Here is a 19,091-nt window from a genome sequence, read left to right on the forward strand (position 1 = left end):
GTCTCGTATCGCAATGCGTCTAGGCTGCTCCTCATGTCCACACCCTCCGGCGCTCCCGCCGTGTCCCAGATACCGGAGGCGGTCCACCGCCGCCGCTGGGCGATTCTCGTGGTCCTGATGTTCAGCCTGCTCATCGTGGTGCTGGACAACTCGATCCTGAACGTCGCCGTCAAGACGATCGCCTCCCCTTCGCCCACCGGCATCGGCGCCACCCAGAGCGAGCTGGAGTGGGCGATCAACTCCTACACGCTCGTCTTCGCCGGCCTGCTCTTCACCGCCGGCCTGCTCGGCGACCGCCTCGGCCGCAAGAAGGTCCTGCTCTTCGGCATCACCCTCTTCGGCGTCGGCTCCGCCCTCGCCGCCCTCTCCGACTCGCCCGGCCAGCTCATCACCTGGCGCGCCCTGATGGGCTTCGGCGCCGCCTTCGTCATGCCGGCCACGCTCGCCGTCCTGATGAACGTCTTCGAGCGCGACGAGCAGCCCAAGGCGATCGGCATCTGGGCCGGCAGCGTCGGCCTCGGCATCGCGATCGGCCCGATCACCGGCGGCCTGCTCCTCGAACACTTCTGGTGGGGCTCGATCTTCCTGGTCAACGTCCCCGTGGTGATCATCGCCCTGGTCGCTATGGTCCTGCTGGTGCCGGACTCGAAGGACCCGAAGCCGGGCCGGCTCGACCCGCTCGGCGTGGTCCTCTCCATCATCGGCCTGGTGCTGCTGGTGTACGGCATCATCCGGGGCGGCGAGCTCGCCGACTTCACCGACGTCACCGTCCTCCTGCCGGTCATCGGCGGCCTCGCCGTCCTGGTGCTCTTCGTCCTCCACGAGAAGCGCAGCGCCAGCCCGGCCATCGACGTCTCGTACTTCAGGAAGCCCGCGTTCTCCGCCGCCGTCGCCGCGATCGCGCTGGTCTTCTTCGCGCTGATGGGCGTCACCTTCTTCTCCGCCTTCTACATGCAGAGCGTCCGCGGCTGGAGCGCCCTGCAGTCCGGGCTGCTGATCCTGCCGCTGGCCGTGGCCCAGATGCTCTTCGCGCCCCGCGCCCGGATCGTCGTCGCCCGCTTCGGCGCCCGCGCCGTCTGCACGGCGGGCATGCTGGCCGTCGCGCTCGGCCTGGCCGCCTTCGCCCTCTTCGACGCCGACACGCCGGTCTGGGTGATGTGCGTCGTCTTCTTCGTCCAGGGCACCGGCATGGCCCACGTCATGCCGCCGGTCACCGTCGCCGTGATGCAGGCCCTGCCGCGCGAGAAGGCCGGCTCCGGCTCGGCCGTCAACAACACGTTCCGCCAGGTCGGCGGCGCCCTCGGGATCGCCGTGCTCGGCTCGGTGCTGTCCACCGTCTACCGGGGCGACATCGAGGACCACCTCGGCGCGCTGCCCTCCGGGGCCCGGGACGCGGCGGGGGAGTCCATCGAGGCCACCCTCGCCGTCGCGGAGAAGCTGGGCCCCAAGGGCGCCCCGCTGGCCACCGCCGCGCACGACGCCTTCATGAGCGCCATGCACGTCACGGCCCTCGGCTCGGCCGCCGTCGCCCTCGTCGGCACGCTCGTCGTCGCCCTGTGGCTGCCGGGCCGCGAGCCCGCCGTGCGGCAGCCCGTCCGCGGGGAGGAGCGCCCCGCTCCGACGGGCGCCGGGCGTTGACGTTCCCGGCCGCGCGCGGGTGAACCTTTCGGGTGAACCGGGCCGCCCGCGCGCGGCCCGGTTCACCCCTCGGGCCGGCCCCCTTGCGCGTCGGCGAGAATCGGGGGCGGCGAAAGGTGGTTTCACGTGCAGGCTCAGGCACCGGACGAGCGGTCCGGCGAGGCTCCCGTCCCTCCGGGACCCGGCGACGACCCCGAGCCGCGCCGGGGACGGCCGCGCAGTGCCGCCGCCGAGGCGGCCATCCTGGACGCCGTCGTGGAGCTGCTGGAGGCCGGTGAACCCCTCGCCGCGCTCTCCATCGAGCGCATCGCCCGCACCGCCGGGGTCGGCAAGGCCACCATCTACCGGCGCTGGGCCGGCAAGGAGGAGCTCTTCGTCGACGTGCTCCGCGCCATCGAGCCCCCGGAACCCGAGGTCTCCGGCACCGGCGGACTGAGCGACCTGCGCGTCCTGCTGGAGTCCATGCGCAAACGCGGTCTCGCCCAGCGCTCCTCCGTACTGCTGCACAACGTGTTCGCGCAGATGAAGAGCCACCCCAAGCTCTGGCACGAGTACCAGTGCACCGTGGTCGCCCCCCGCCGCCTCGCCATGGTCGCCGCCGTCCGGCGCGCCGTCGAGGCGGGCGAGCTGCGGGACGACACGGACGTGGAGCTGATGGACGACCTGTTCCTCGGCCCCATGCTCGTACGCACCATCCACCGGCCCGACGCGCCGCTGCCCGAGGACCTCGCCGACCGCATCATCGCCCTGGCCATGGAGGGCCTGGCGCCCCGGCGCGGACCGATGTGATCGTTACGTCACAGCACACCGGAATTCACCTGGCTGCCGGAACTGCCGGAGCCGCCTCCCACGTCCTCGTGGCAGTACGACCGCCGCGGGCGGCTTGAAAGGCATCGCGCATCCCCTAGGGTCGGGGACGCGGCGATGTGTACGGCAAGGCAGTGAGGACAGCGCGATGGTGCAGGCGTACAGGGCGGACACCGGGAACGGCGTGGGACCGCAGCGCACCGGCTCCCGCTTCCGGGACCTGCGCGGGAGACTGGCCCGGACCCTCCGGGACCCCGGCGTCTGGCGGCGCGGGATCGTCCTGGCCTGCTGGTCGGTCCTGCTGACCCTCGTGATGGCCTTCCACGCCCAGATCCCCAACACCATCGGCAACCTGGGCAGCCTCACCGAGACGTTCCTGCCGTGGTTCGGCGTGCTCATCCCGCTGCTGCTGGTCCTGGGCCTGGTGCGCCGCTCGGCGACCGCCCTGGTGGCGCTGACGCTGCCGGTCGTGGTCTGGCTCAACATGTTCGGCGGCCTGTTCTTCGACAAGTCCGGCACCGGCGGCGACCTCACCATCGCCACGCACAACGTCAACGCGGACAACCCCGACCCGGCCGGCACCGCCGACCAGGTCGCGGGCTCCGGCGCGGACGTCGTCGCCCTCCAGGAGCTGCCCGCCGGCAAGGTGGCGGCGTACGAGAAGGCGCTCGCCGGCCGCTTCCGGTACCACTCGGTGCAGGGCACCGTCGGGCTCTGGAGCAAGTACCCGCTCAGCGACACCCGCCCGGTGGACCTCAAGATGGGCTGGGTCCGCGCGATGCGGACCACCGTCGCGACGCCCGAGGGCCCCCTCGCGGTCTACGTGGCGCACCTGCCGTCCGTACGGGTCAAGCTGCACGCCGGCTTCACGGCCAACCAGCGCGACCAGAGCGCCGACGCCCTCGGCAAGGCCATCTCCCGCGAACCCCTGGCCCGCGTCGCCCTGCTCGGCGACCTCAACGGCACGATGAACGACCGGGCGCTCAAGGCGGTCACCTCGCAGATGCGCTCCACCCAGGGCGCGGCGGGCGACGGCTTCGGTTTCAGCTGGCCCGCGAAGTTCCCGATGGCCCGGATCGACCAGATCATGGTCAAGGGCGTCGAGCCGATGTCCTCCTGGACGCTCCCGGCCACCGGCAGCGACCATCTGCCGATCGCCGCCCGCGTCAAACTCTGACGCAACGGGCCGTTTACCGGAAAGACCCACCTCTCTGCGAGACTTTGTTCCGTACGGGAACAAGGTCGCCGGCGGCGAAGCCGGTCCGCCGCCGTGCCCCCCTGAAGCGGAAAGGTCTCTCCTCATGCCCCTGGCCCTGCTCGCGCTGGCCGTGAGCGCCTTCGGCATCGGCACCACCGAGTTCGTGATGATGGGCCTGCTGCCCGACGTCGCGGACGACCTCGGCACCTCCGTGCCCACCGCCGGCTACCTCGTGTCGGCGTACGCGATCGGGGTGGTGATCGGTGCCCCGCTGCTCACCGCCGTAGGCTCCCGCGCGCCGCGCAAGCGGATGCTCCTGCTCCTGATGGCCCTCTTCACCGTCGGCAACCTCGCCTCCGCGCTCGCCCCCGGCTTCGGCTGGCTGGTCGCGGGCCGCCTCCTCGCCGGTCTGCCGCACGGCGCGTTCTTCGGCGTCGGGGCCGTCGTCGCCTCCCGGCTGGTGCCCGAGGGACGCCGGGCGCGAGCCGTCGCCACGATGTTCCTCGGCCTGACCGTCGCCAACATCGTCGGCGTACCCGCCGCGACCCTGCTCGGCCAGCACCTCGGCTGGCGGGCCACCTTCCTGGTGGTCGCGGCCATCGGCGTCTGCGCGATGGCGGCCCTCGCCCGGCTCGTCCCGCAGATCCCCGTCGAGGCCCGGCAGGACGTGCGCCACGAGCTGCGGGCGCTCGGCAACCGGCAGGTCCTCCTCGGACTCCTCACCGCCGTCTTCGGCTTCGCCGGGGTCTTCGCGGTCTACTCCTACCTCTCGGCGATGACCACGAAGGCCATGGGCTTCGGCGAGTCCGCGGTCACGCCGGTGCTGGCGCTCTTCGGTATCGGCATGACCCTGGGCGCACTGGCCGCCGGCCCGCTCACGGACCGGGCGCTGCGCCCGACGCTGTACGGGTCGCTGGGCGCCCTCGCCGTCGTCCTGGCGGTCTTCCCGCTGGCGGCCCAGGTGAAGTGGGCGGCCCTGCTGATGGTGGTGCTGCTGGGTGCGGTGGGCTTCATGACGACCACGCCGCTCCAGATGCTCGTGATGAACAAGGCGAAGGACGCCCCCACCCTGGCGTCCGCCTCCAACCACTCCGCGTTCAACCTGGCCAACGCGGGCGGCGCGTGGCTGGGCGGCGCGGCGATCGCGGCCGGCTGGGGCTGGACGTCCCCCGCCCTGGTGGGCGCGGTGCTCGCCCTGGCGGGCCTGGCCATCGCGGTGACGGCGGGCGCGCTGGACCGGGACGCCGGCACGTCGAAGGTGGTGGCGCGCCGGAATCCGGCCCGCCCGGCACTCGAGGACAAGACCTCGGCCGGAACGGCCCGCGACTGACGAGCGCGGCCCACGGGATTCCGGCCCGCCCGGCGTGCGAGGGCGGAGGGGGCGGGGGTGGCCCGCCCCTGAGTAGCGGCGGCAATATCCGGCCCGCCCGGCGTGCGAGGACGAACCGGGCAGCAGCCAGCGGCGGCGGCAGCATCCAGCCCGTCCGGCGTTTGAGGACAGACCGGGCAAGGGGGGCCCGCACCTGAGCAGCGGCGGCGGCAGTATCCAGCCCGTCCGGCGTTTGAGGACGGACCTCGGCCCGGGGCGGGCCGCACCTGAGCGGCGGCGGCGACCGGCCACGAACAAGCCCGTCCGGCGTCCGAGGGGCAAGACCTCGGCCGGAACGGTCCGCGACCGACAGCTCAGACCGCCGGAATCCGGCGTGTCCGGCTTGCGAGGACGGACGGGGAGGGACGGTCCGCACCTGATCGGCGGCGGCAATCTCCAGCCCGTCCGGCGCTTGAGGACGGCCCCCGGCCCGGGGCGGGCCGCACCTGACCGCGGCGGCGAGCGGCCACGAACAAGCCCGTCCGGCGCTTGAGGACGAATCCCCGGCCCCGGACGGGCTCACGCAGCAGAGACCCGCGGGCTTCAGACCGCCTCGCGCCACCGGTTCGTGATCGGCAGCCGCCGGTCCTTCCCGAACCCCTTCGGCGAGATCTTCGTCCCCGGCGGGTACTGCCGCCGCTTGTACTCCGCCGTATCCACCATCCGCAGCGTCTTCGCCACCAGCGCCCGGTCGAACCCGGCCGCGACGATCGCTTCGAACCCCTGGTCCCGGTCCACGTACAGCTCGAGGATGCGGTCGAGCACGTCGTAGTCCGGCAGCGAGTCCGTGTCCACCTGGCCCGGCCGCAGCTCGGCGCTCGGCGGCTTCGTGATGGACGCCTCCGGGATCGGCGGGGTCTGCCCGCGCTCCTCGGCGGCCCGGTTGCGCCACTTCGCCAGCCGGAACACCGAGGTCTTGTACACGTCCTTGATCGGCCCGTACGCCCCGACGGAGTCCCCGTACAGCGTGGAGTAGCCGACCGCCAGCTCCGACTTGTTGCCCGGGGCCAGGACGATCTGGCCCTCCTGGTTGGAGATGGCCATCAGCATCGTGCCGCGCAGCCGGGACTGGAGGTTCTCCTCGGCGAGCCCGGTGAGCCCCAGCGACCCCATGTACGCGTCGAACATCGGCTCGATCGGGACGGTCCGGAAGTTGAGCCCGGTGCGCCGGGCCAGCTCGGCCGCGTCGCCCTTGGAGTGGTCCGAGGAGTACTTGGACGGCATCGAGACCCCGTACACCTGCTGCGCACCCAGCGCGTCGCAGGCGATCGCGGCGACCAGGGCCGAGTCGATGCCGCCGGAGAGCCCGATGAGCACGCTGCTGAAGCCGTTCTTCGCGGCGTACGCCCGCAGGCCCACCACGAGGGCGGTGTACAGCTCCTCGTCGTCGTCCAGCCGGTCCGCGTAACCGCCGGCGAGCTCCGCCTCGTACGGCGGCAGCGGCTCCTCGGAGAGGACCACGTGGTCGATGCGCAGCCCGTCGGTGACCACGCCGGACGGGGCCTCGGCCGGGGCGGCGGGCAGGTCCAGGTCCAGGATCACGCTGCCCTCGGCGAACTGCGGGGCGCGGGCGATGACCTCGCCCTCCCGGTCGACCACGATCGAGTCGCCGTCGAAGACCAGCTCGTCCTGGCCGCCGATCATCGCGAGGTAGGCGGTCGTGCAGCCGGCCTCACGGGCGCGCTTGCGGACGAGTTCCAGCCGGGTGTCGTCCTTGTCCCGCTCGTACGGCGAGGCGTTGACCGACAGCAGCAGCCCGGCCCCGGCCTCGCGCGCGGCCGGGACACGGCCGCCGTCCTGCCACAGGTCCTCGCAGATCGCGAGGGCGATGTCGATCCCGTGCACGCGGACGACCGGCATCGAGTCGCCCGGCACGAAGTACCGGAACTCGTCGAAGACGCCGTAGTTCGGCAGGTGGTGCTTGGCGAAGTTGAGGGCGATCCCGCCGCGGTGCAGCACCGCGGCGGCGTTGCGCGGCGACCCGGCCGGCTGGCCGTAGCGCTCCGCCGTGAACTCCGAGCGGTCGAGGTAGCCGACGAGGACGGGGATCTCCCCGAAGCCCTCCGCGTCGAGGCGCGCGGCGAGCGCGCGCAGCGCCGCGCGGGACGCTTCGACGAAGGACGACCGCAGGGCCAGGTCCTCGACGGGATAGCCGGTCAGCACCATCTCGGGGAACGCCACGAAGTGGGCGCCCTGTTCGGCGGAGTGCCGGGTCCAGTGGACGATCGCCTCGGCGTTTCCGGCGAGGTCGCCGACGGTCGAGTCGATCTGATTCAGTGCGAGGCGTAGTTGAGGCACGCGGCCCACTCTAATCGTCTGACTGACGCGATGCCCGGGCGGGCCGCGCGGAACCACGACTCGCGCGGTGGATTCGGCGCCGGATTCAGTGGTGCGAGCGCGAGTAGACCTGCTCCGCCCAGTCGGCGATCTGGTCGTCGGAGAGGTGCCGGGCGAGGTCCGCCTCGCTGATCATGCCGACCAGCTTCTTGTCCTCGATGACGGGAAGCCGCCGGATCTGGTGGCTCTGCATCTCCTCCAGCACCGCTTCCACGTCCGCGTCCGCGTCGATCCAGCGGGGCGTGCCCTGGGCGAGTTCGCCCGCGGTGACCTTGGACGGGTCCCGGCCCTCCGCGACGCAGCCGACCACGATGTCGCGGTCGGTGAGGATGCCGATCATCCGGTCCTCCTCACCGCTGGCCGAGATGGGCAGCGCGCCGACGTGGTGCTCGCGCATCATCTGGGCGGCGCGGTCGAGGGTCTCGTGCGCCGGAATCCAGGTGGCGCCGGTGTGCATGATGTCCTTGGCGGTGGTCATGGAGCATTCCTCCTGCGTACCGAGGGGCGGCCGTACGTACATCCCCCGAACGAACCCATCGTCATGGGCCCGTTCGGGGGATGCGACCGCTATAGCCCATTCGGGTGCATTTCCGATACGGGGGAACTTTCCGGGCGCTCTGCCGGGGGCAGCCCGTTCCGGCGGCCCGGATCAGGAACCGTCGAGGCCGCCCGTGCAGGCGGCGCCCGGCTCGGGGGTCTGGGGCCCCTGCACGTAATGCGCGAAGAACCGCGCCACGCGCGGATCGTCCGCGCCGTCGACGGTGACCTGCTTGCCCCAGGCGCTCAGCATGATCGCCCCGGCCTGGTCCTCGTAGGGGCTCATGAGCGAGTACGGCGTCTTCGAGACCCGGTCGGCGAGCTTCGCCACGTCGGCGGCGGGCGCGTCATCGGTGTACGTCACCCAGACCGAACCGTGCTCCAGGGCGTGCACGGCGTTCACGTCGGGGATGGCCTTCTTGTAGACCTCGCCGTCGCAGTTCATCCAGACCGGGTTGTGGTCCCCGCCGACCGGCGGCTTCATGGGGTAGTCGACGTCGTCGGTCACGTGGTTGCGGGTGAGCTTCTTCGCGTCCCAGGACTTCTCGCCCTCGATCGGCCCGGTGGCCAGGTTCTCGTCCTTCTCGCCCGCGGCGGGCGTGGAGCCCTTCCCGTCGGCGGTCATCGAGCTTTCCGAGCCGTCGGAATCCGACTTGTCGATGATCGTGTACGAGCCGAAGGCGACGAGCCCGGCGACGACGACAGCGCTGAGGCTCACGGTCAGGATTCGCTTGCGGCGGTCCCGCGCGCGGTCGGCGTTGCGCATCTGCTCTATTCGGGCCCTGCGGTCGTAGCTCATGTCGTGTGGTCCTTCTGCGAAGGGGACGGGGACCGGGCGGCTCGGGGTGACGGGGCGGTTTCCGCCCGTACACACCACGGCCGTTGATCGTAGTGGGTGGCCGAGTGCTCCACGTCACGTCGGGTGCGTAATCTGGGGGAAATCCGGGGTCGTGATACTGGAGTCTCTCCCCAGCCCCGGGAGGTGGAGCACGGACCGTCTGAACTGCAAGGATGTGGCTATGGACAAGCAGCAGGAATTCGTCCTCAGGACCCTTGAGGAGCGCGACATCCGGTTCGTACGGCTGTGGTTCACCGATGTGCTCGGTTACCTCAAGTCCGTGGCCGTGGCCCCTGCCGAGCTTGAGCAGGCGTTCGACGAGGGCATCGGCTTCGACGGCTCCGCGATCGAGGGCTTCGCGCGCGTATACGAGTCGGACATGATCGCCAAGCCGGACCCGGGGACGTTCCAGATCCTGCCGTGGCGCGCGGAGGCACCGGGCACGGCCCGGATGTTCTGCGACATCCTCATGCCCGACGGCTCTCCGTCCTTCGCGGACCCGCGCTTCGTCCTCAAGCGCATCCTGGCCAAGACCTCGGACCTGGGCTTCACCTTCTACACTCACCCGGAGATCGAGTTCTTCCTGCTGAAGGACAAGCCGGTCGACGGCACCCGGCCGACCCCGGCCGACAGCTCCGGCTACTTCGACCACACCCCGCAGAACGTCGGCATGGACTTCCGCCGTCAGGCGATCACGATGCTCGAATCCATGGGCATCTCGGTCGAGTTCAGCCACCACGAGGGCGCGCCCGGCCAGCAGGAGATCGACCTTCGGTACGCGGACGCGCTGTCCACGGCCGACAACATCATGACGTTCCGCCTGGTCATGAAGCAGGTGGCGCTGGAGCAGGGCGTCCAGGCCACGTTCATGCCGAAGCCGTTCTCGGAGTACCCCGGCTCGGGCATGCACACCCACCTCTCCCTCTTCGAGGGCGACCGCAACGCGTTCTACGAGTCCGGCGCGGAGTACCAGCTCTCCAAGGTCGGCCGCTCCTTCATCGCGGGCCTCCTCCGGCACGCGGCGGAGATCTCCGCCGTCACCAACCAGTGGGTCAACTCCTACAAGCGCATCTGGGGCGGCTCCTCCCGCGCCGCGGGCGCCGGCGGCGAGGCCCCCTCGTACATCTGCTGGGGCCACAACAACCGCTCCGCGCTGATCCGCGTCCCGATGTACAAGCCCGGCAAGACCGGCTCGGCCCGCGTCGAGGTCCGCTCCATCGACTCCGGCGCCAACCCGTACCTGACGTACGCGGTCCTCCTCGCCGCCGGCCTCAAGGGCATCGAGGAGGGCTACGAACTCCCGGCCGGCGCCGATGACGACGTCTGGGCCCTCTCCGACGCGGAACGCCGCGCGATGGGCATCGAACCGCTCCCGCAGAACCTGGGCGAGGCGATCTCCCTGATGGAGAAGAGCGAACTGGTCGCGGAGACGCTGGGCGAGCACGTCTTCGACTTCTTCCTCCGCAACAAGAAGCGCGAGTGGGAGGAGTACCGCAGCGAGGTCACGGCGTTCGAGCTGAAGGCGCTGCTGCCGGTGCTGTAAGCGCAGGTCAGTTGCCCAGAGACCAGAAAGCGGGCGGGCCACCCGGTTCAACCGAGGTGACCCGCCCGCAGTCATGATCAGCTCTGGGCCGTCTGTGGGCCGTCAGGCCCGAACGGGCGGCCCAAGTACACCTTGTCCATGGCGACGCGGGCCCGCCCCTCGCTGCTCGGGAAAAGGTGCGTGTACGTCCGCAGAGTGAACCCAGGGTCTGTGTGCTCGAGGTACGCACTCAACGCCTTGATGTTCTCCCCGGCGTCCAGGAGCACGGACGCGTAGAAGTGCCGCAGGGCGTGCATCCCGTGCTCTCGCGCAGCGGTATGGCGCTTGCCCGGTTCGGCCGGCGGAATGACTTCGGCCGCGACGAGGGCGGACTTCCATAGCCGAGTATTGACGTCGGTTCGCCTTACCGCGCCCTTGCCGTCCGGCCGAACGAAGAGGAGGCGCTTGGTTACCGGCTTCCCGTCCGGGCGTGCCCACGGCAGGGTCACAGCCAGGGGAGGGAAGTCGGCCAGGTGCCTCTTCAACGCGTCGGCCACCTGAGGCGACAGAGGTACGTCCCGCACTTTCTGTCGCTTGGGCAAGGCAAACACCAACTCGCCCCGCACAACTCTGACTTGACATCCGACGTGCACCCATCCTGCGCCGAATCGGATCTCCTCCTCAGACAAGCCGAAGATCTCACCCTGGTGAAGACCGCAACCCGCACCGAGATCGACCATGGCCCGGTACTGCTCGGGCAATGCGCTCTGCACCGCAAAGACTCGGTCGGCACACCAGGACACGACCTGTTGAGGATTGCGTGCCGGGGCCCGCACGGTGCTGGTGCTGCATGGGTTCTTGCGCATGTACTCGTCATCTACGGCGGCGTTGAGGATCGCTGAGACGCTAGAGAAGATCACGCGCCGGTACGACGTAGTCGGGATGGCCCGCTCCAACTCGGCCAACCAGTCGCGGATGTGCTCAGGATTAAAAGAGCCCAGGGTTCGCGACCCGAGCTAAGGGAGCGCGTGAGTCCGGCGCGGATGAGGTGGAAGGTGTCTCCGGCGTAGGTCCAGGCGCAGGAGGGACAGCGGGAGGCGCGTCGGTTGCCGCAGGCGACGCGGAGACGTCCGCCGGGTTCGCCCTGGGTGCTGTAGGAGCAGAGCACCTGCCCTGACTTGGCGTCGCGGGTGGTGGTCATGCCTTCCAGGTGGATCGGGTCCGGGCAGCCGCCGGTCCGGCGGACCTGTTCTTGCCAGCGGTCGAAGCCGGGGGCATTGGCGACGCGTAAGAGGTCGGCCAGGGTCAGCGGGTCGGTGCCCACGACCGCAGCAGCGTTGGCCACGGCGAGGGCTCGACGGGGAAGACCGTCACTGGCCGCCCTCCTTCGGGTAGCCGTGCCCGATGGGCGGGTAGAGGCCCCGTACCTTCAGGTCTTCCTCCGCGCAATGGGCGTCATCGACCACGGTGAAGAAGTGGGTGTAGGGGCGCACGTCGTGGGCGTCGAGGTACATGCCGATCTGCTCGGCCCGCTTCTCGTCCGCCCACTCAGGCGCGTGCAAGGCGTCGTCGGGGAAGCTCACGCGGCCACCGCCAGCCGGGCCGGGGACTGGTTCACCATCGCGGACAGCTTGGCGACGTACGCGGCGTGACGCTCCTTCGCGCCCTTGCTGATCTCGTCGTCCGTGATCTCACCGGGCGTGAACTCGTTCAGGCCCGAGCCGTTGCAGAAGCTGCAGAAGACCTGAAGCGACCCGCACTCCTCACCGGCCCAGCCGGAACCCTCGCACTTCACGCAGTCCGCCCATGGACGCGACGTCAGGAAGTACAGGCACTCGGCCGGGTCGGCACACGGGAAGCCCTCGCAGGCGGGGCAACCACGCTGAAGCGAGATCTGCACAGTCAAGGGGAGAAGGAGGCATGATGGGAGGTGTTCGCGAAGACTTACGGGGCGAAGTGGCCCAAAGCCATGGCCGAGATCACCGGCGACCGGGAGGAGCTGAGGAGGTCGCAGCCTGATGACCAGCCCAGAACCGCTCAGCGACGGGGAACTCGACGAGCTCGAGGAACTCGCGCAGGCTGCCACGCCAGGCCCCTGGTTCGTTCGCTGCCTTGACGACGAGCACGCGATGAACCTCATCGCCGTGAGCACCACGCCGGACACCGGCCTGGGCGACCGCTGGCCGAACTTCGACTACCGCGAGATCGTGGCCGCGACCCTGGTCCAGCAGCCCCGCTACGTGGACGCCGCTGACGAGCGCTGGGACGAGAACGCGCAGTTCATCGCCACCGCCCGCGAAGCCGTCCCCTGCCTTGTCGCAGAGATCAGACGTCTGCGCCGGCAGCTGGAGGCAGGCAGCGACCAAAGCGGATCAAGAGAAACGAGCTGATCCACAACTATTGACTATTGCTCCCCACGGCGTCGGGGCCTCTGGTCAGAGCATCACGCCTTCGGCTTCCGGTTGCACCGGCCCCTTCGACTCTCGGCCGTTGCTGCGTCGATCACACCCCACCGGCCGGCCCCCACGGGGGCCGGCGCGGGCTCGGGGCTCGGGCCTCGCTCCTGCCTTCGGCCCGCCCCGGCCCCGGCCTCGCGCCACTCACAATGCCCCGAGGTGATCACGCTCCACTCCCCGACCCCACCGAGAGGCCTATGCACCGGGCCGGTCCTGGTTTCCTCCCCAGCCCACACCATCACGGCCTGGCCCTCAGAGAAGACGGCATCGCACACAGGCCCGCAGGCATGGTGCCGCCAAGGACCCAAAAGACGCTTTGAACTCCAAAAGCAGGTGCGCGACGGTTCGGGCTTCGTCGGATCATGCGGGCCGTGGTGGGCGGAAGCTTGGAGGCTCACCGGGATGGACGGGGCGCCGTTCGCGAGTGTCGGCCGTCTCGTGGTGAGCGTCGTGGGGCTCTCATCCCGACCACCTTCGACCCAGGCAGAGCCGAGCAGTCGCGGCCCAGGGCGTCAAGGTCGTTCGTACAGTGGCGCGCTCCACCTTGACGCCCTGAACCACGCCCGCTTCCGGGGTGAGTGGTGGGTTGAGGTGGATCGGACTGCGCAGGGGCAAATGCGCTACGATCACAACCACTTGAACCCAAAACAGCCGTGTGGGCACTCTCTGGCAGAGAACGCGTGCCCCACGGCATCTACGTGAAGGAACCCCATGGGACACGGAGACCAATCACTCGCCAGCCATTGTCTACACAATGACCAACAAGAGGAACTGTACACCATGTCCGAAGAGGAGCCTAAGAAGTCTTTCCTTCGTGCCCTGGCCGACTTGGCAGCCGCAATCGCCGCCGTTGCCGGCGCAGTTACAGCCGTCGTGTCTCTGATCAACAGGTTGCTCTAGGCCGTGCCTATCCTCGACACGGTTCGCTGCGGCACGCCCGCCAGGGCCGTCCCTGGGCCGTCAAAGGGCGCTCGACGCTAGCCAACGATGACAACTGTCGACAGCGCAAGAGCAGGTCATAGCGTTGATCGATGACGTGGTCGCAGGTCGGGAATCTGGCAAGCCACTTCCTCCGCAACAAGAAGCGCGAGTGGGAGGAGTACCGCAGCGAGGTCACCGCCTTCGAACTGAAGGCGCTGCTGCCGGTGTTGTAGTCGCGGGCCGGCGACTTGGAGAGCACCGTGCGGGCGGGGCACCCGGTTCAACCGAGGCGCCCGCCCGCGCGTTGATACGGCACCGACCGGGGCGAGGTTCACCGGACGTCGCTGCCCGATGGCGGTGCGGTGGACCACGACGGCGGAGCAGTCGGCGTTCGTCCGCATCGAGGTCCGCCACCCCGGCGGGCACGTCGCCGCCCTCACCAATCCGGTGATCCTCGACTGACGGCGCATCACATCACGAGTGTTGACGCCTGGCGACGAAGCGGCCGATCTCCTCCGCCGCCCCGCTCGGGAGATCGGTATACGCCGACTCCGGCAGGGCCGAGGCGACGGCACGCAACTGCTCCGCGAGTTCCGGCAGCAGGTCCCAGACGGTCGCGGGCGCATTCACGGTGGCCAGCAGGAGGTCGCCCTCGTAGAAGCAGGCGTCGAGCAGCGGCTCCTCCAGGAGCAGGCGCACGGCGAGCGGGACGACGTACGGCAGCGCCACCTGCTGGGAAACGAGCGTGCGCAGGTCCGCTGGGCGTAGTTCGCGCAGCGGTACGCGGCGTAGCGCGTGCACCGTCCGCACCAGGTGGGTCGTGTCGGAGGGCGGGTCCGGCCAGCGCGGCGGGTCCAGCTCATCGAGCGTGCGGTCGAGGTGCAGGAGAAGGCCCATGGTGCTCATTGTCGGCCTCGGCCCAGGTGTGCCTGCCGGCGTGCCCGGCGAACAGGCAGCAGGCTTCGCCGTCGTGCCCGGGGGCGCTGGACGGGCAGTCGGGGAGGACGCGGAGCCCGACTTCGGCGTCGTGCCACCGGAGCCACAGGGCCGTGGCGGGCCCGGACTCGTCCAGGAGCGCGTAGTGCGGGCCGCCGGTGTGGCGGGGGAGTTGGCACTGTACGGCCGCATCGACGCAGCCGGATGCGGCGGTGTGACGCGCCTCCTCGGCGAGGGCCAGGGGCAGGCGGCGCCAGAGCGTGCACCGCATCACGACACCGCCCGGCTGGTTGCGAGCGGGTTCCGCTCCGCGCACCGCGCGCAACCACACGGCAGGTATCCGCCCAGGTCGGGGAGCGCCGGGGCGTCCGGCGCCCGCACCTCCTCGATCGGGCCCCACGTCCGGCCGAGTCGCGTGAGACCCGCAGCGTCATACGCGTAGCAGCAGCCTTGAACGATGACAAAAGCGTGTAAGGCTGACGGGGCCTCAGTCCACTGCCGGGAAGCGGTATTCCAGGACGAACTGGTCGGCGGCCATGATCGTGTCGCACACCTCCACGACCCGCCCGGACGTCGCCTCGGCATCGCGTACGAGGTGGACGACCGGAGAACCCGGGCTGAGTGCCAGTGCGGATGCCTCGGCCTTGGTGGCGAGGCGGGCGCGGACGGTTTCGCTGAACTGCGCGAGGGTGTGGCCGTTCTCTTCGAGGCGCGCGTAGATCCCGCCCCCGCCGGGGTTCTCGGCGAACAGCTCAGGGATGTCCTTCGCGACGTCCCACGGCAGGTAGGAGGTGGCCTCCTCGGTCGGGACGCCCTCGCGGAAGTAGCGGCGCTTCCGTGCGAGCACCTGGGACCCGACGGGGAGGTCCAGTCGTTGTGCGATCCCCTCCGGCGCCTCGGTCGGGCCGATGAAGAGCACGGCCACGGAAGGCTTGCCGCCGGACTGCTCCGCTTCCGCCAAGTACGCGGCCTTGCCGGCCTTCCGGTGTATGCGGCGGAACCGGTCGGAGGACTTGCGCTGCACGGGTGGCCGGGAACGGACGAACGAGCCGCGCCCATGGTGGGTCTCGATCAACTGCGTGGCTCGCAGTTCCGCGACGGCCTTGCGTACGGTTCCCGAGGCGACCCCGTAACGCTCCATGAGGGTTGTTTCGCTCGGCACGGGGTCCCCGGCTGCCAGCATGCCGGACCTGATCTGTGCCGTGAGGTCGTCGGCGATCTGGAGATACTTCGCTTTGGCCGAAGAGGTTACGTCGCTGCCCGTCATGGTCCTTCTGAGTCTCCTATTCTCATGTACATGAGTAACATCCGCCGAGAGAGCCCGTCAACGCCGCTTCACTCCGTGTCCGTGGCCGGAGTCGTCGTCCGGGACGACGGCCGCGTACTCGCGATCAGGCGAGCCGACAACGGGACCTGGGAACCGCCCGGTGGTGTGCTCGAACTGGCCGAGGCCCCGGAGGACGGCGTCCGGCGCGAGGTCTACGAGGAGACCGGCCTCAAGGTACGGGTCGACCGGCTGACCGGGGTGTACAAGAACACGTCGCGAGGCATCGTCGCTCTGGTCTTCCGCTGCCGGACCGAGGGAGGCTGCGAGCAACTGTCCGACGAATCAACCGCAGTCGAGTGGCTGACCCCGGACGAGGTCGCGGCCCGGATGGCCGAGGTCTACGCGGTCCGGGTCGCCGATGCCTTGCTCGACGGTGCGCCGCAGGTGCGCACGCACGACGGCAGGGCGTTCGCTCAGTGCGCTGAAAACAGCGCGAGGAAGGGGTAGTTGTGTCGCAGATCGAAGGTGCGCGGTTGTTCCGGGAGAGCTGGATCGCCGGTGAGCGGCGGCACTTTCCCGGGGAGCCGAAGGCCGGGTACGTCACGCCGTGGGAGGAGACCCCGCAGTGGGAGCGGGACGCGGCCGGGGCGGTGTACGCGCAGGTGCGGCAGTTCGTCGAGGTGAGCGACGGGCACGTGGCGCGGCTCTCGCGGGAGCAGAAGGGGCGGTTTGTCGCGCTGTGCTGGACGGCGCAGATGTACCGGCACTTCGAGGAGCCGAAGCCCGGGTATGTTGCGGACTGGGACGCGTTGCCGGCCTGGCAGCGGGAGACCGATGCCGACATCTTCGAGGCCATTGAGGCCGTGCGGTCGCCTGTGGTGTAGCGGCGGCCGAGAAGAGGGGGCCGGTTGCGGGAACCCGGAGGCCCGGGTGGGCCGTCGATACCGGAGACATCGGTGTGACCGGGAGGGCGCGTATGTCGCGAGGATGGGTTGTCACCGTGGCCCTGCTGGCCGTCGGGTGCGCTGCCGAGGTGGCGCGCAGGCGGTGGCGGGGGGACTGGGTCGCTCGGGCGAACCGGGAACTCGACGTGCGTGACCAGGTGTTGCGCGAGGAGGACCCTGAGACCGTCGACCTTCGGTTCGAGGCTCATCGGCTGCGCGAACTCGGAGACGCGGCCGGTGCGCTGGAGGTCCACGCGCGGCTGCTGGCCGCCCGGGCGGACGCCCTGGGCTCGGATCACCCGCATGTGCTCACCACGCGTTTCAACCACGCCGGCCACCTGTGGGAAGCCGGAGACAGGACCGGTGCTCTGGCCGCGTATGAGAAAGTCCTGGCCGACATGGTGCGCGTGCTGGGGGAGGACCACCCCGATACGCGATGGACCCGGAACGTGCTGACGAGCCGGCGGAGCAAGGCGGAGGAGGCCACGTGACCAGTCGGCAGGCCACGACCACCCTGTGGCGCCCCACCGGCCCCGAGGAGTTGGCACTTGTACGTGAACTGAACTGGCAGGCCTGGCCGCCCCGGCTTCCCGAGCAGCCGATCTTCTACCCGGTGCTCAACGAGGACTACGCGATCCGCATCGCGAGGGACTGGAACGTCAAGCACAGCGGCGTCGGATACGTGACCCGGTTCGAGGTCGAGACGGAGTTCCTGAGCCGATACCCGGTGCAGCGGGCGGGCGGGCGGACGATCCTCGAACTCTGGTTTCCGGCCGATGAGTTGGATGACTTCAACGCCCACATCGTCGGCGAGATCCAGGTGGTCCACGAGTTCCGTTGAGGATGCTCCCTGCCCGACAATGGGCGGGACCGGGGGAACGGGGGAGGAACACCATGCACGCGGTTCTCATCGTGTTCGGGGTGCTCTTCGGGGCCATCCTGTGCCTGGTCGTGAAGGTGAGCCTGCGCCGGCGGCGGCGTACGCACAACTTCGACGGGCAGGAGATCGAGCGGCACCACAGCGCGGAGATCCGCCACGTCCGCGCCGCGCACCGGTCGAACGCCGTCCACAACGGCTTCGTCAACGGCGGCAACGAGTACCGGCCCGGGCGGCGCTGAGACCTGAGGTAGTCTTTCGCATCCCCGCACGGGGACACGACCAAGGAGGTGGGACCGATTACCGCTGTTTCGACACGGGTGCTCCCCTCCCGCGAACGCGTGGCCGACCGGACCTAGGGCCTGCCGCGGAGCACCCCTCGGCGTTCCTCCGAAAGGCTCCGCACCATGCCGGTCCCGCTGTCACCGTCCGACCTCTCCTCCCTCGCCGCCACCCTCCGCGCCGCCGGCTGCGTCTTCGCCGAGGACGAGGCCGGGCTCATCGCCGCCACCGCCGTCCGCCCCGCCGACATCGCAGCCATGGCCCAGCGGCGCGCCGCCGGGCACCCCCTCGAACACGTCCTCGGCTGGGCCGAGTTCGCCGGGCTGCGGATCGCCGTCGACCCCGGCGTCTTCGTCCCCCGCCGCCGCACCGAGTTCCTGATCGACCGGGCCGTCGCCCTCGCCCCGGACCCGGCCGTCGTGGTCGCCCTGTGCTGCGGCTCCGGCGCGCTCGGCGCCGCGCTCGCCGCCGTCCTGGACCGGGTCGAGCTCCACGCCGCCGACGTCGAGCCCGCCGCCGTACGCTGCGCCCGGCGCAACGTCGGGGAGCGGGGGCGGGTGTACGAGGGCGACCTCTTCGCGCCCCTGCCCGGCACCCTGCGCGGGCGCGTCGACGTGCTCCTCGCCAATGTGCCGTACGTCCCGACCGGCGACGTCGCCCTCCTGCCCGCCGAGGCCCGCGTCCACGAACCGCTCGTCGCGCTCGACGGCGGCGGGGACGGCCTCGACGTGCTGCGCCGGGTCGCCGCCGAGGCGCCGCGCTGGCTCGCCCCGGGCGGCAGCCTCCTCGTCGAGACGAGCGAGCGGCAGGCGGAGACCGCGGCGGGGGTCCTGGCGGACGGCGGCCTCGTGGCGCGCGTCGACTCCTGCGAGGAGCGGTACGCGACCGTCGTCACCGGGACGCTGCCGGTACGGCCCGCGGCGGCCTGACCGGGACCCCGGAGGCGCGGCCGGGCCGCGTACCCCGGCCGCGCCCTGCGCCGCGGCCGTGCCCTGTGCCCGGCCGTGCCCTGTGCCCGGCCGTGCCCTGCGCCGCGGCCGTGCCCTGTGCCCGGCCGTGCCCCGCGCCCCGCCCGCGCCCCGCCCGCGCCCCGCCCCCCCCCCCCCCCCCCCCCCCCCCCCCCCCCCCCCCCCCCCCCCCCCCCCCCCCCCCCCCCCCCCCC

At 70.7% G+C, this 19,091-nt stretch carries 20 protein-coding genes and 2 pseudogenes; 13 read left to right on the forward strand and 9 right to left on the reverse strand.

All coding sequences use genetic code 11. The annotated features are described in order from the left end of the window. The first annotated feature begins 33 nt into the window (after positions 1-33). The 4 genes from FKN01_RS02165 to FKN01_RS02180 all read left to right on the forward strand — a co-directional run bounded on the left by FKN01_RS02165 (position 34) and on the right by FKN01_RS02180 (position 4,973). Complete coding sequence (locus FKN01_RS02165) at positions 34-1,638, forward strand: MFS transporter (RefSeq protein WP_143615937.1); 1,605 nt, start codon at positions 34-36, stop codon at positions 1,636-1,638. A 126-nt stretch (positions 1,639-1,764) separates the two neighbouring features. Then, a complete protein-coding gene (locus FKN01_RS02170) occupies positions 1,765-2,427 on the forward strand; it encodes a TetR/AcrR family transcriptional regulator (protein ID WP_143615938.1) in 663 nt (220 codons plus the stop codon). 166 nt (positions 2,428-2,593) lie between these two features. Continuing rightward, positions 2,594-3,622: an endonuclease/exonuclease/phosphatase family protein gene (locus FKN01_RS02175; protein ID WP_143615939.1), complete on the forward strand. Its 1,029-nt coding sequence runs from the start codon at positions 2,594-2,596 to the stop codon at positions 3,620-3,622. Positions 3,623-3,746: 124 nt separating this feature from the next. Then, positions 3,747-4,973 (forward strand): MFS transporter, encoded by a 1,227-nt coding sequence (locus tag FKN01_RS02180; RefSeq protein ID WP_143615940.1) that lies wholly within the window; start codon positions 3,747-3,749, stop codon positions 4,971-4,973. A gap of 582 nt (positions 4,974-5,555) precedes the next feature. Here the strand turns inward: FKN01_RS02180 and FKN01_RS02185 are convergent. From FKN01_RS02185 to FKN01_RS02195, 3 genes are all read right to left on the reverse strand, one after another. Next, positions 5,556-7,310, reverse strand: a complete 1,755-nt coding sequence (locus tag FKN01_RS02185; RefSeq protein WP_143615941.1) for an NAD+ synthase — start codon at positions 7,308-7,310, stop codon at positions 5,556-5,558. 85 nt (positions 7,311-7,395) lie between these two features. Then, positions 7,396-7,827 carry a CBS domain-containing protein gene (locus FKN01_RS02190; RefSeq protein ID WP_143615942.1) on the reverse strand — a complete coding sequence of 144 codons (432 nt, stop codon included), beginning with the start codon at positions 7,825-7,827 and terminating at the stop codon, positions 7,396-7,398. A 171-nt stretch (positions 7,828-7,998) separates the two neighbouring features. Further along, positions 7,999-8,685, reverse strand: a complete 687-nt coding sequence (locus FKN01_RS02195) for a DUF3105 domain-containing protein (RefSeq protein WP_260696738.1) — start codon at positions 8,683-8,685, stop codon at positions 7,999-8,001. A 220-nt stretch (positions 8,686-8,905) separates the two neighbouring features. Between FKN01_RS02195 and glnA the strand changes: the two genes are divergently transcribed. Continuing rightward, positions 8,906-10,267 (forward strand): type I glutamate--ammonia ligase, encoded by a 1,362-nt coding sequence (gene glnA / locus FKN01_RS02200; protein WP_018103490.1) that lies wholly within the window; start codon positions 8,906-8,908, stop codon positions 10,265-10,267. Positions 10,268-10,344: 77 nt separating this feature from the next. On the opposite strand, the gene xerC is transcribed toward glnA, so the two are convergent. The 4 genes and pseudogenes from xerC to FKN01_RS02220 all read right to left on the reverse strand — a co-directional run bounded on the left by xerC (position 10,345) and on the right by FKN01_RS02220 (position 12,152). Then, entirely contained in the window at positions 10,345-11,211 is an 867-nt protein-coding gene (gene xerC, locus FKN01_RS02205; RefSeq protein ID WP_260696739.1) for a tyrosine recombinase XerC, read from the reverse strand. 44 nt (positions 11,212-11,255) lie between these two features. Then, a pseudogene (locus FKN01_RS32910) lies at positions 11,256-11,620 on the reverse strand (replication initiator); the annotation flags it as partial. Then, positions 11,617-11,829, reverse strand: coding sequence for a hypothetical protein (locus FKN01_RS02215; protein WP_143615943.1), 213 nt, complete (start codon positions 11,827-11,829; stop codon positions 11,617-11,619). The pseudogene FKN01_RS32910 and the gene FKN01_RS02215, both read right to left, overlap by 4 nt. Beyond that, on the reverse strand, positions 11,826-12,152 hold the full coding sequence (locus tag FKN01_RS02220; RefSeq protein ID WP_143615944.1) for a hypothetical protein: 327 nt from the start codon (positions 12,150-12,152) through the stop codon (positions 11,826-11,828). The genes FKN01_RS02215 and FKN01_RS02220 overlap by 4 nt, the downstream gene beginning before the upstream one ends. Before the next feature lie 112 nt (positions 12,153-12,264). On the opposite strand from FKN01_RS02220, the gene FKN01_RS02225 reads away from it, so the two are divergent. Next, positions 12,265-12,636 carry a hypothetical protein gene (locus FKN01_RS02225; RefSeq protein WP_143615945.1) on the forward strand — a complete coding sequence of 124 codons (372 nt, stop codon included), beginning with the start codon at positions 12,265-12,267 and terminating at the stop codon, positions 12,634-12,636. Between the two features lie 1,133 nt (positions 12,637-13,769). Next, positions 13,770-13,856, forward strand: a pseudogene (locus FKN01_RS32915) (glutamine synthetase); the annotation flags it as partial. A 241-nt stretch (positions 13,857-14,097) separates the two neighbouring features. On the opposite strand, the gene FKN01_RS02235 reads toward FKN01_RS32915, so the two are convergent. Continuing rightward, entirely contained in the window at positions 14,098-14,520 is a 423-nt protein-coding gene (locus tag FKN01_RS02235) for a contact-dependent growth inhibition system immunity protein (RefSeq protein WP_143615946.1), read from the reverse strand. Between the two features lie 526 nt (positions 14,521-15,046). Beyond that, the gene (locus tag FKN01_RS02245) at positions 15,047-15,826 is read right to left on the reverse strand and encodes a GntR family transcriptional regulator (RefSeq protein WP_143615948.1); all 780 of its coding nucleotides are present in this window, start codon (positions 15,824-15,826) and stop codon (positions 15,047-15,049) included. Between the two features lie 18 nt (positions 15,827-15,844). Between FKN01_RS02245 and FKN01_RS02250 the strand changes: the two genes are divergently transcribed. The 6 genes from FKN01_RS02250 to FKN01_RS02275 all read left to right on the forward strand — a co-directional run bounded on the left by FKN01_RS02250 (position 15,845) and on the right by FKN01_RS02275 (position 18,858). Continuing rightward, positions 15,845-16,333 (forward strand): NUDIX domain-containing protein, encoded by a 489-nt coding sequence (locus FKN01_RS02250; RefSeq protein WP_143616004.1) that lies wholly within the window; start codon positions 15,845-15,847, stop codon positions 16,331-16,333. Between the two features lie 2 nt (positions 16,334-16,335). After that, positions 16,336-16,710 carry a hypothetical protein gene (locus FKN01_RS02255; RefSeq protein ID WP_143615949.1) on the forward strand — a complete coding sequence of 125 codons (375 nt, stop codon included), beginning with the start codon at positions 16,336-16,338 and terminating at the stop codon, positions 16,708-16,710. A gap of 116 nt (positions 16,711-16,826) precedes the next feature. Beyond that, on the forward strand, positions 16,827-17,261 hold the full coding sequence (locus tag FKN01_RS02260; RefSeq protein ID WP_260696741.1) for a tetratricopeptide repeat protein: 435 nt from the start codon (positions 16,827-16,829) through the stop codon (positions 17,259-17,261). Continuing rightward, positions 17,207-17,611 (forward strand): ADP-ribosylation/crystallin J1, encoded by a 405-nt coding sequence (locus FKN01_RS02265; protein ID WP_185992699.1) that lies wholly within the window; start codon positions 17,207-17,209, stop codon positions 17,609-17,611. Before FKN01_RS02260 ends, FKN01_RS02265 begins: the two co-directional genes overlap by 55 nt. Positions 17,612-17,664: 53 nt before the next feature. Further along, positions 17,665-17,889, forward strand: a complete 225-nt coding sequence (locus FKN01_RS02270; RefSeq protein ID WP_143615952.1) for a hypothetical protein — start codon at positions 17,665-17,667, stop codon at positions 17,887-17,889. 165 nt (positions 17,890-18,054) lie between these two features. Beyond that, on the forward strand, positions 18,055-18,858 hold the full coding sequence (locus FKN01_RS02275) for a putative protein N(5)-glutamine methyltransferase (protein ID WP_143615953.1): 804 nt from the start codon (positions 18,055-18,057) through the stop codon (positions 18,856-18,858). The last annotated feature ends 233 nt before the right edge of the window (positions 18,859-19,091 follow it).

Source organism: Streptomyces sp. 130 (genome assembly GCF_007096885.1).
Taxonomy (GTDB): domain Bacteria; phylum Actinomycetota; class Actinomycetes; order Streptomycetales; family Streptomycetaceae; genus Streptomyces.

Bases quoted from the DNA above. Each gene is read 5' to 3' on its own strand.
- FKN01_RS02165 (WP_143615937.1), top strand. From the start codon at position 34: ATGTCCACACCCTCCGGCGCTCCCGCCGTGTCCCAGATACCGGAGGCG.
- FKN01_RS02175 (WP_143615939.1), top strand. From the start codon at position 2,594: ATGGTGCAGGCGTACAGGGCGGACACCGGGAACGGCGTGGGACCGCAG.
- FKN01_RS02180 (WP_143615940.1), top strand. From the start codon at position 3,747: ATGCCCCTGGCCCTGCTCGCGCTGGCCGTGAGCGCCTTCGGCATCGGC.
- FKN01_RS02190 (WP_143615942.1), bottom strand. From the start codon at position 7,827: ATGACCACCGCCAAGGACATCATGCACACCGGCGCCACCTGGATTCCG.
- FKN01_RS02195 (WP_260696738.1), bottom strand. From the start codon at position 8,685: ATGAGCTACGACCGCAGGGCCCGAATAGAGCAGATGCGCAACGCCGAC.
- glnA (WP_018103490.1), top strand. From the start codon at position 8,906: ATGGACAAGCAGCAGGAATTCGTCCTCAGGACCCTTGAGGAGCGCGAC.
- FKN01_RS02225 (WP_143615945.1), top strand. From the start codon at position 12,265: ATGACCAGCCCAGAACCGCTCAGCGACGGGGAACTCGACGAGCTCGAG.
- FKN01_RS02235 (WP_143615946.1), bottom strand. From the start codon at position 14,520: ATGGGCCTTCTCCTGCACCTCGACCGCACGCTCGATGAGCTGGACCCG.
- FKN01_RS02245 (WP_143615948.1), bottom strand. From the start codon at position 15,826: ATGACGGGCAGCGACGTAACCTCTTCGGCCAAAGCGAAGTATCTCCAG.
- FKN01_RS02265 (WP_185992699.1), top strand. From the start codon at position 17,207: ATGGACCCGGAACGTGCTGACGAGCCGGCGGAGCAAGGCGGAGGAGGC.
- FKN01_RS02270 (WP_143615952.1), top strand. From the start codon at position 17,665: ATGCACGCGGTTCTCATCGTGTTCGGGGTGCTCTTCGGGGCCATCCTG.
- FKN01_RS02275 (WP_143615953.1), top strand. From the start codon at position 18,055: ATGCCGGTCCCGCTGTCACCGTCCGACCTCTCCTCCCTCGCCGCCACC.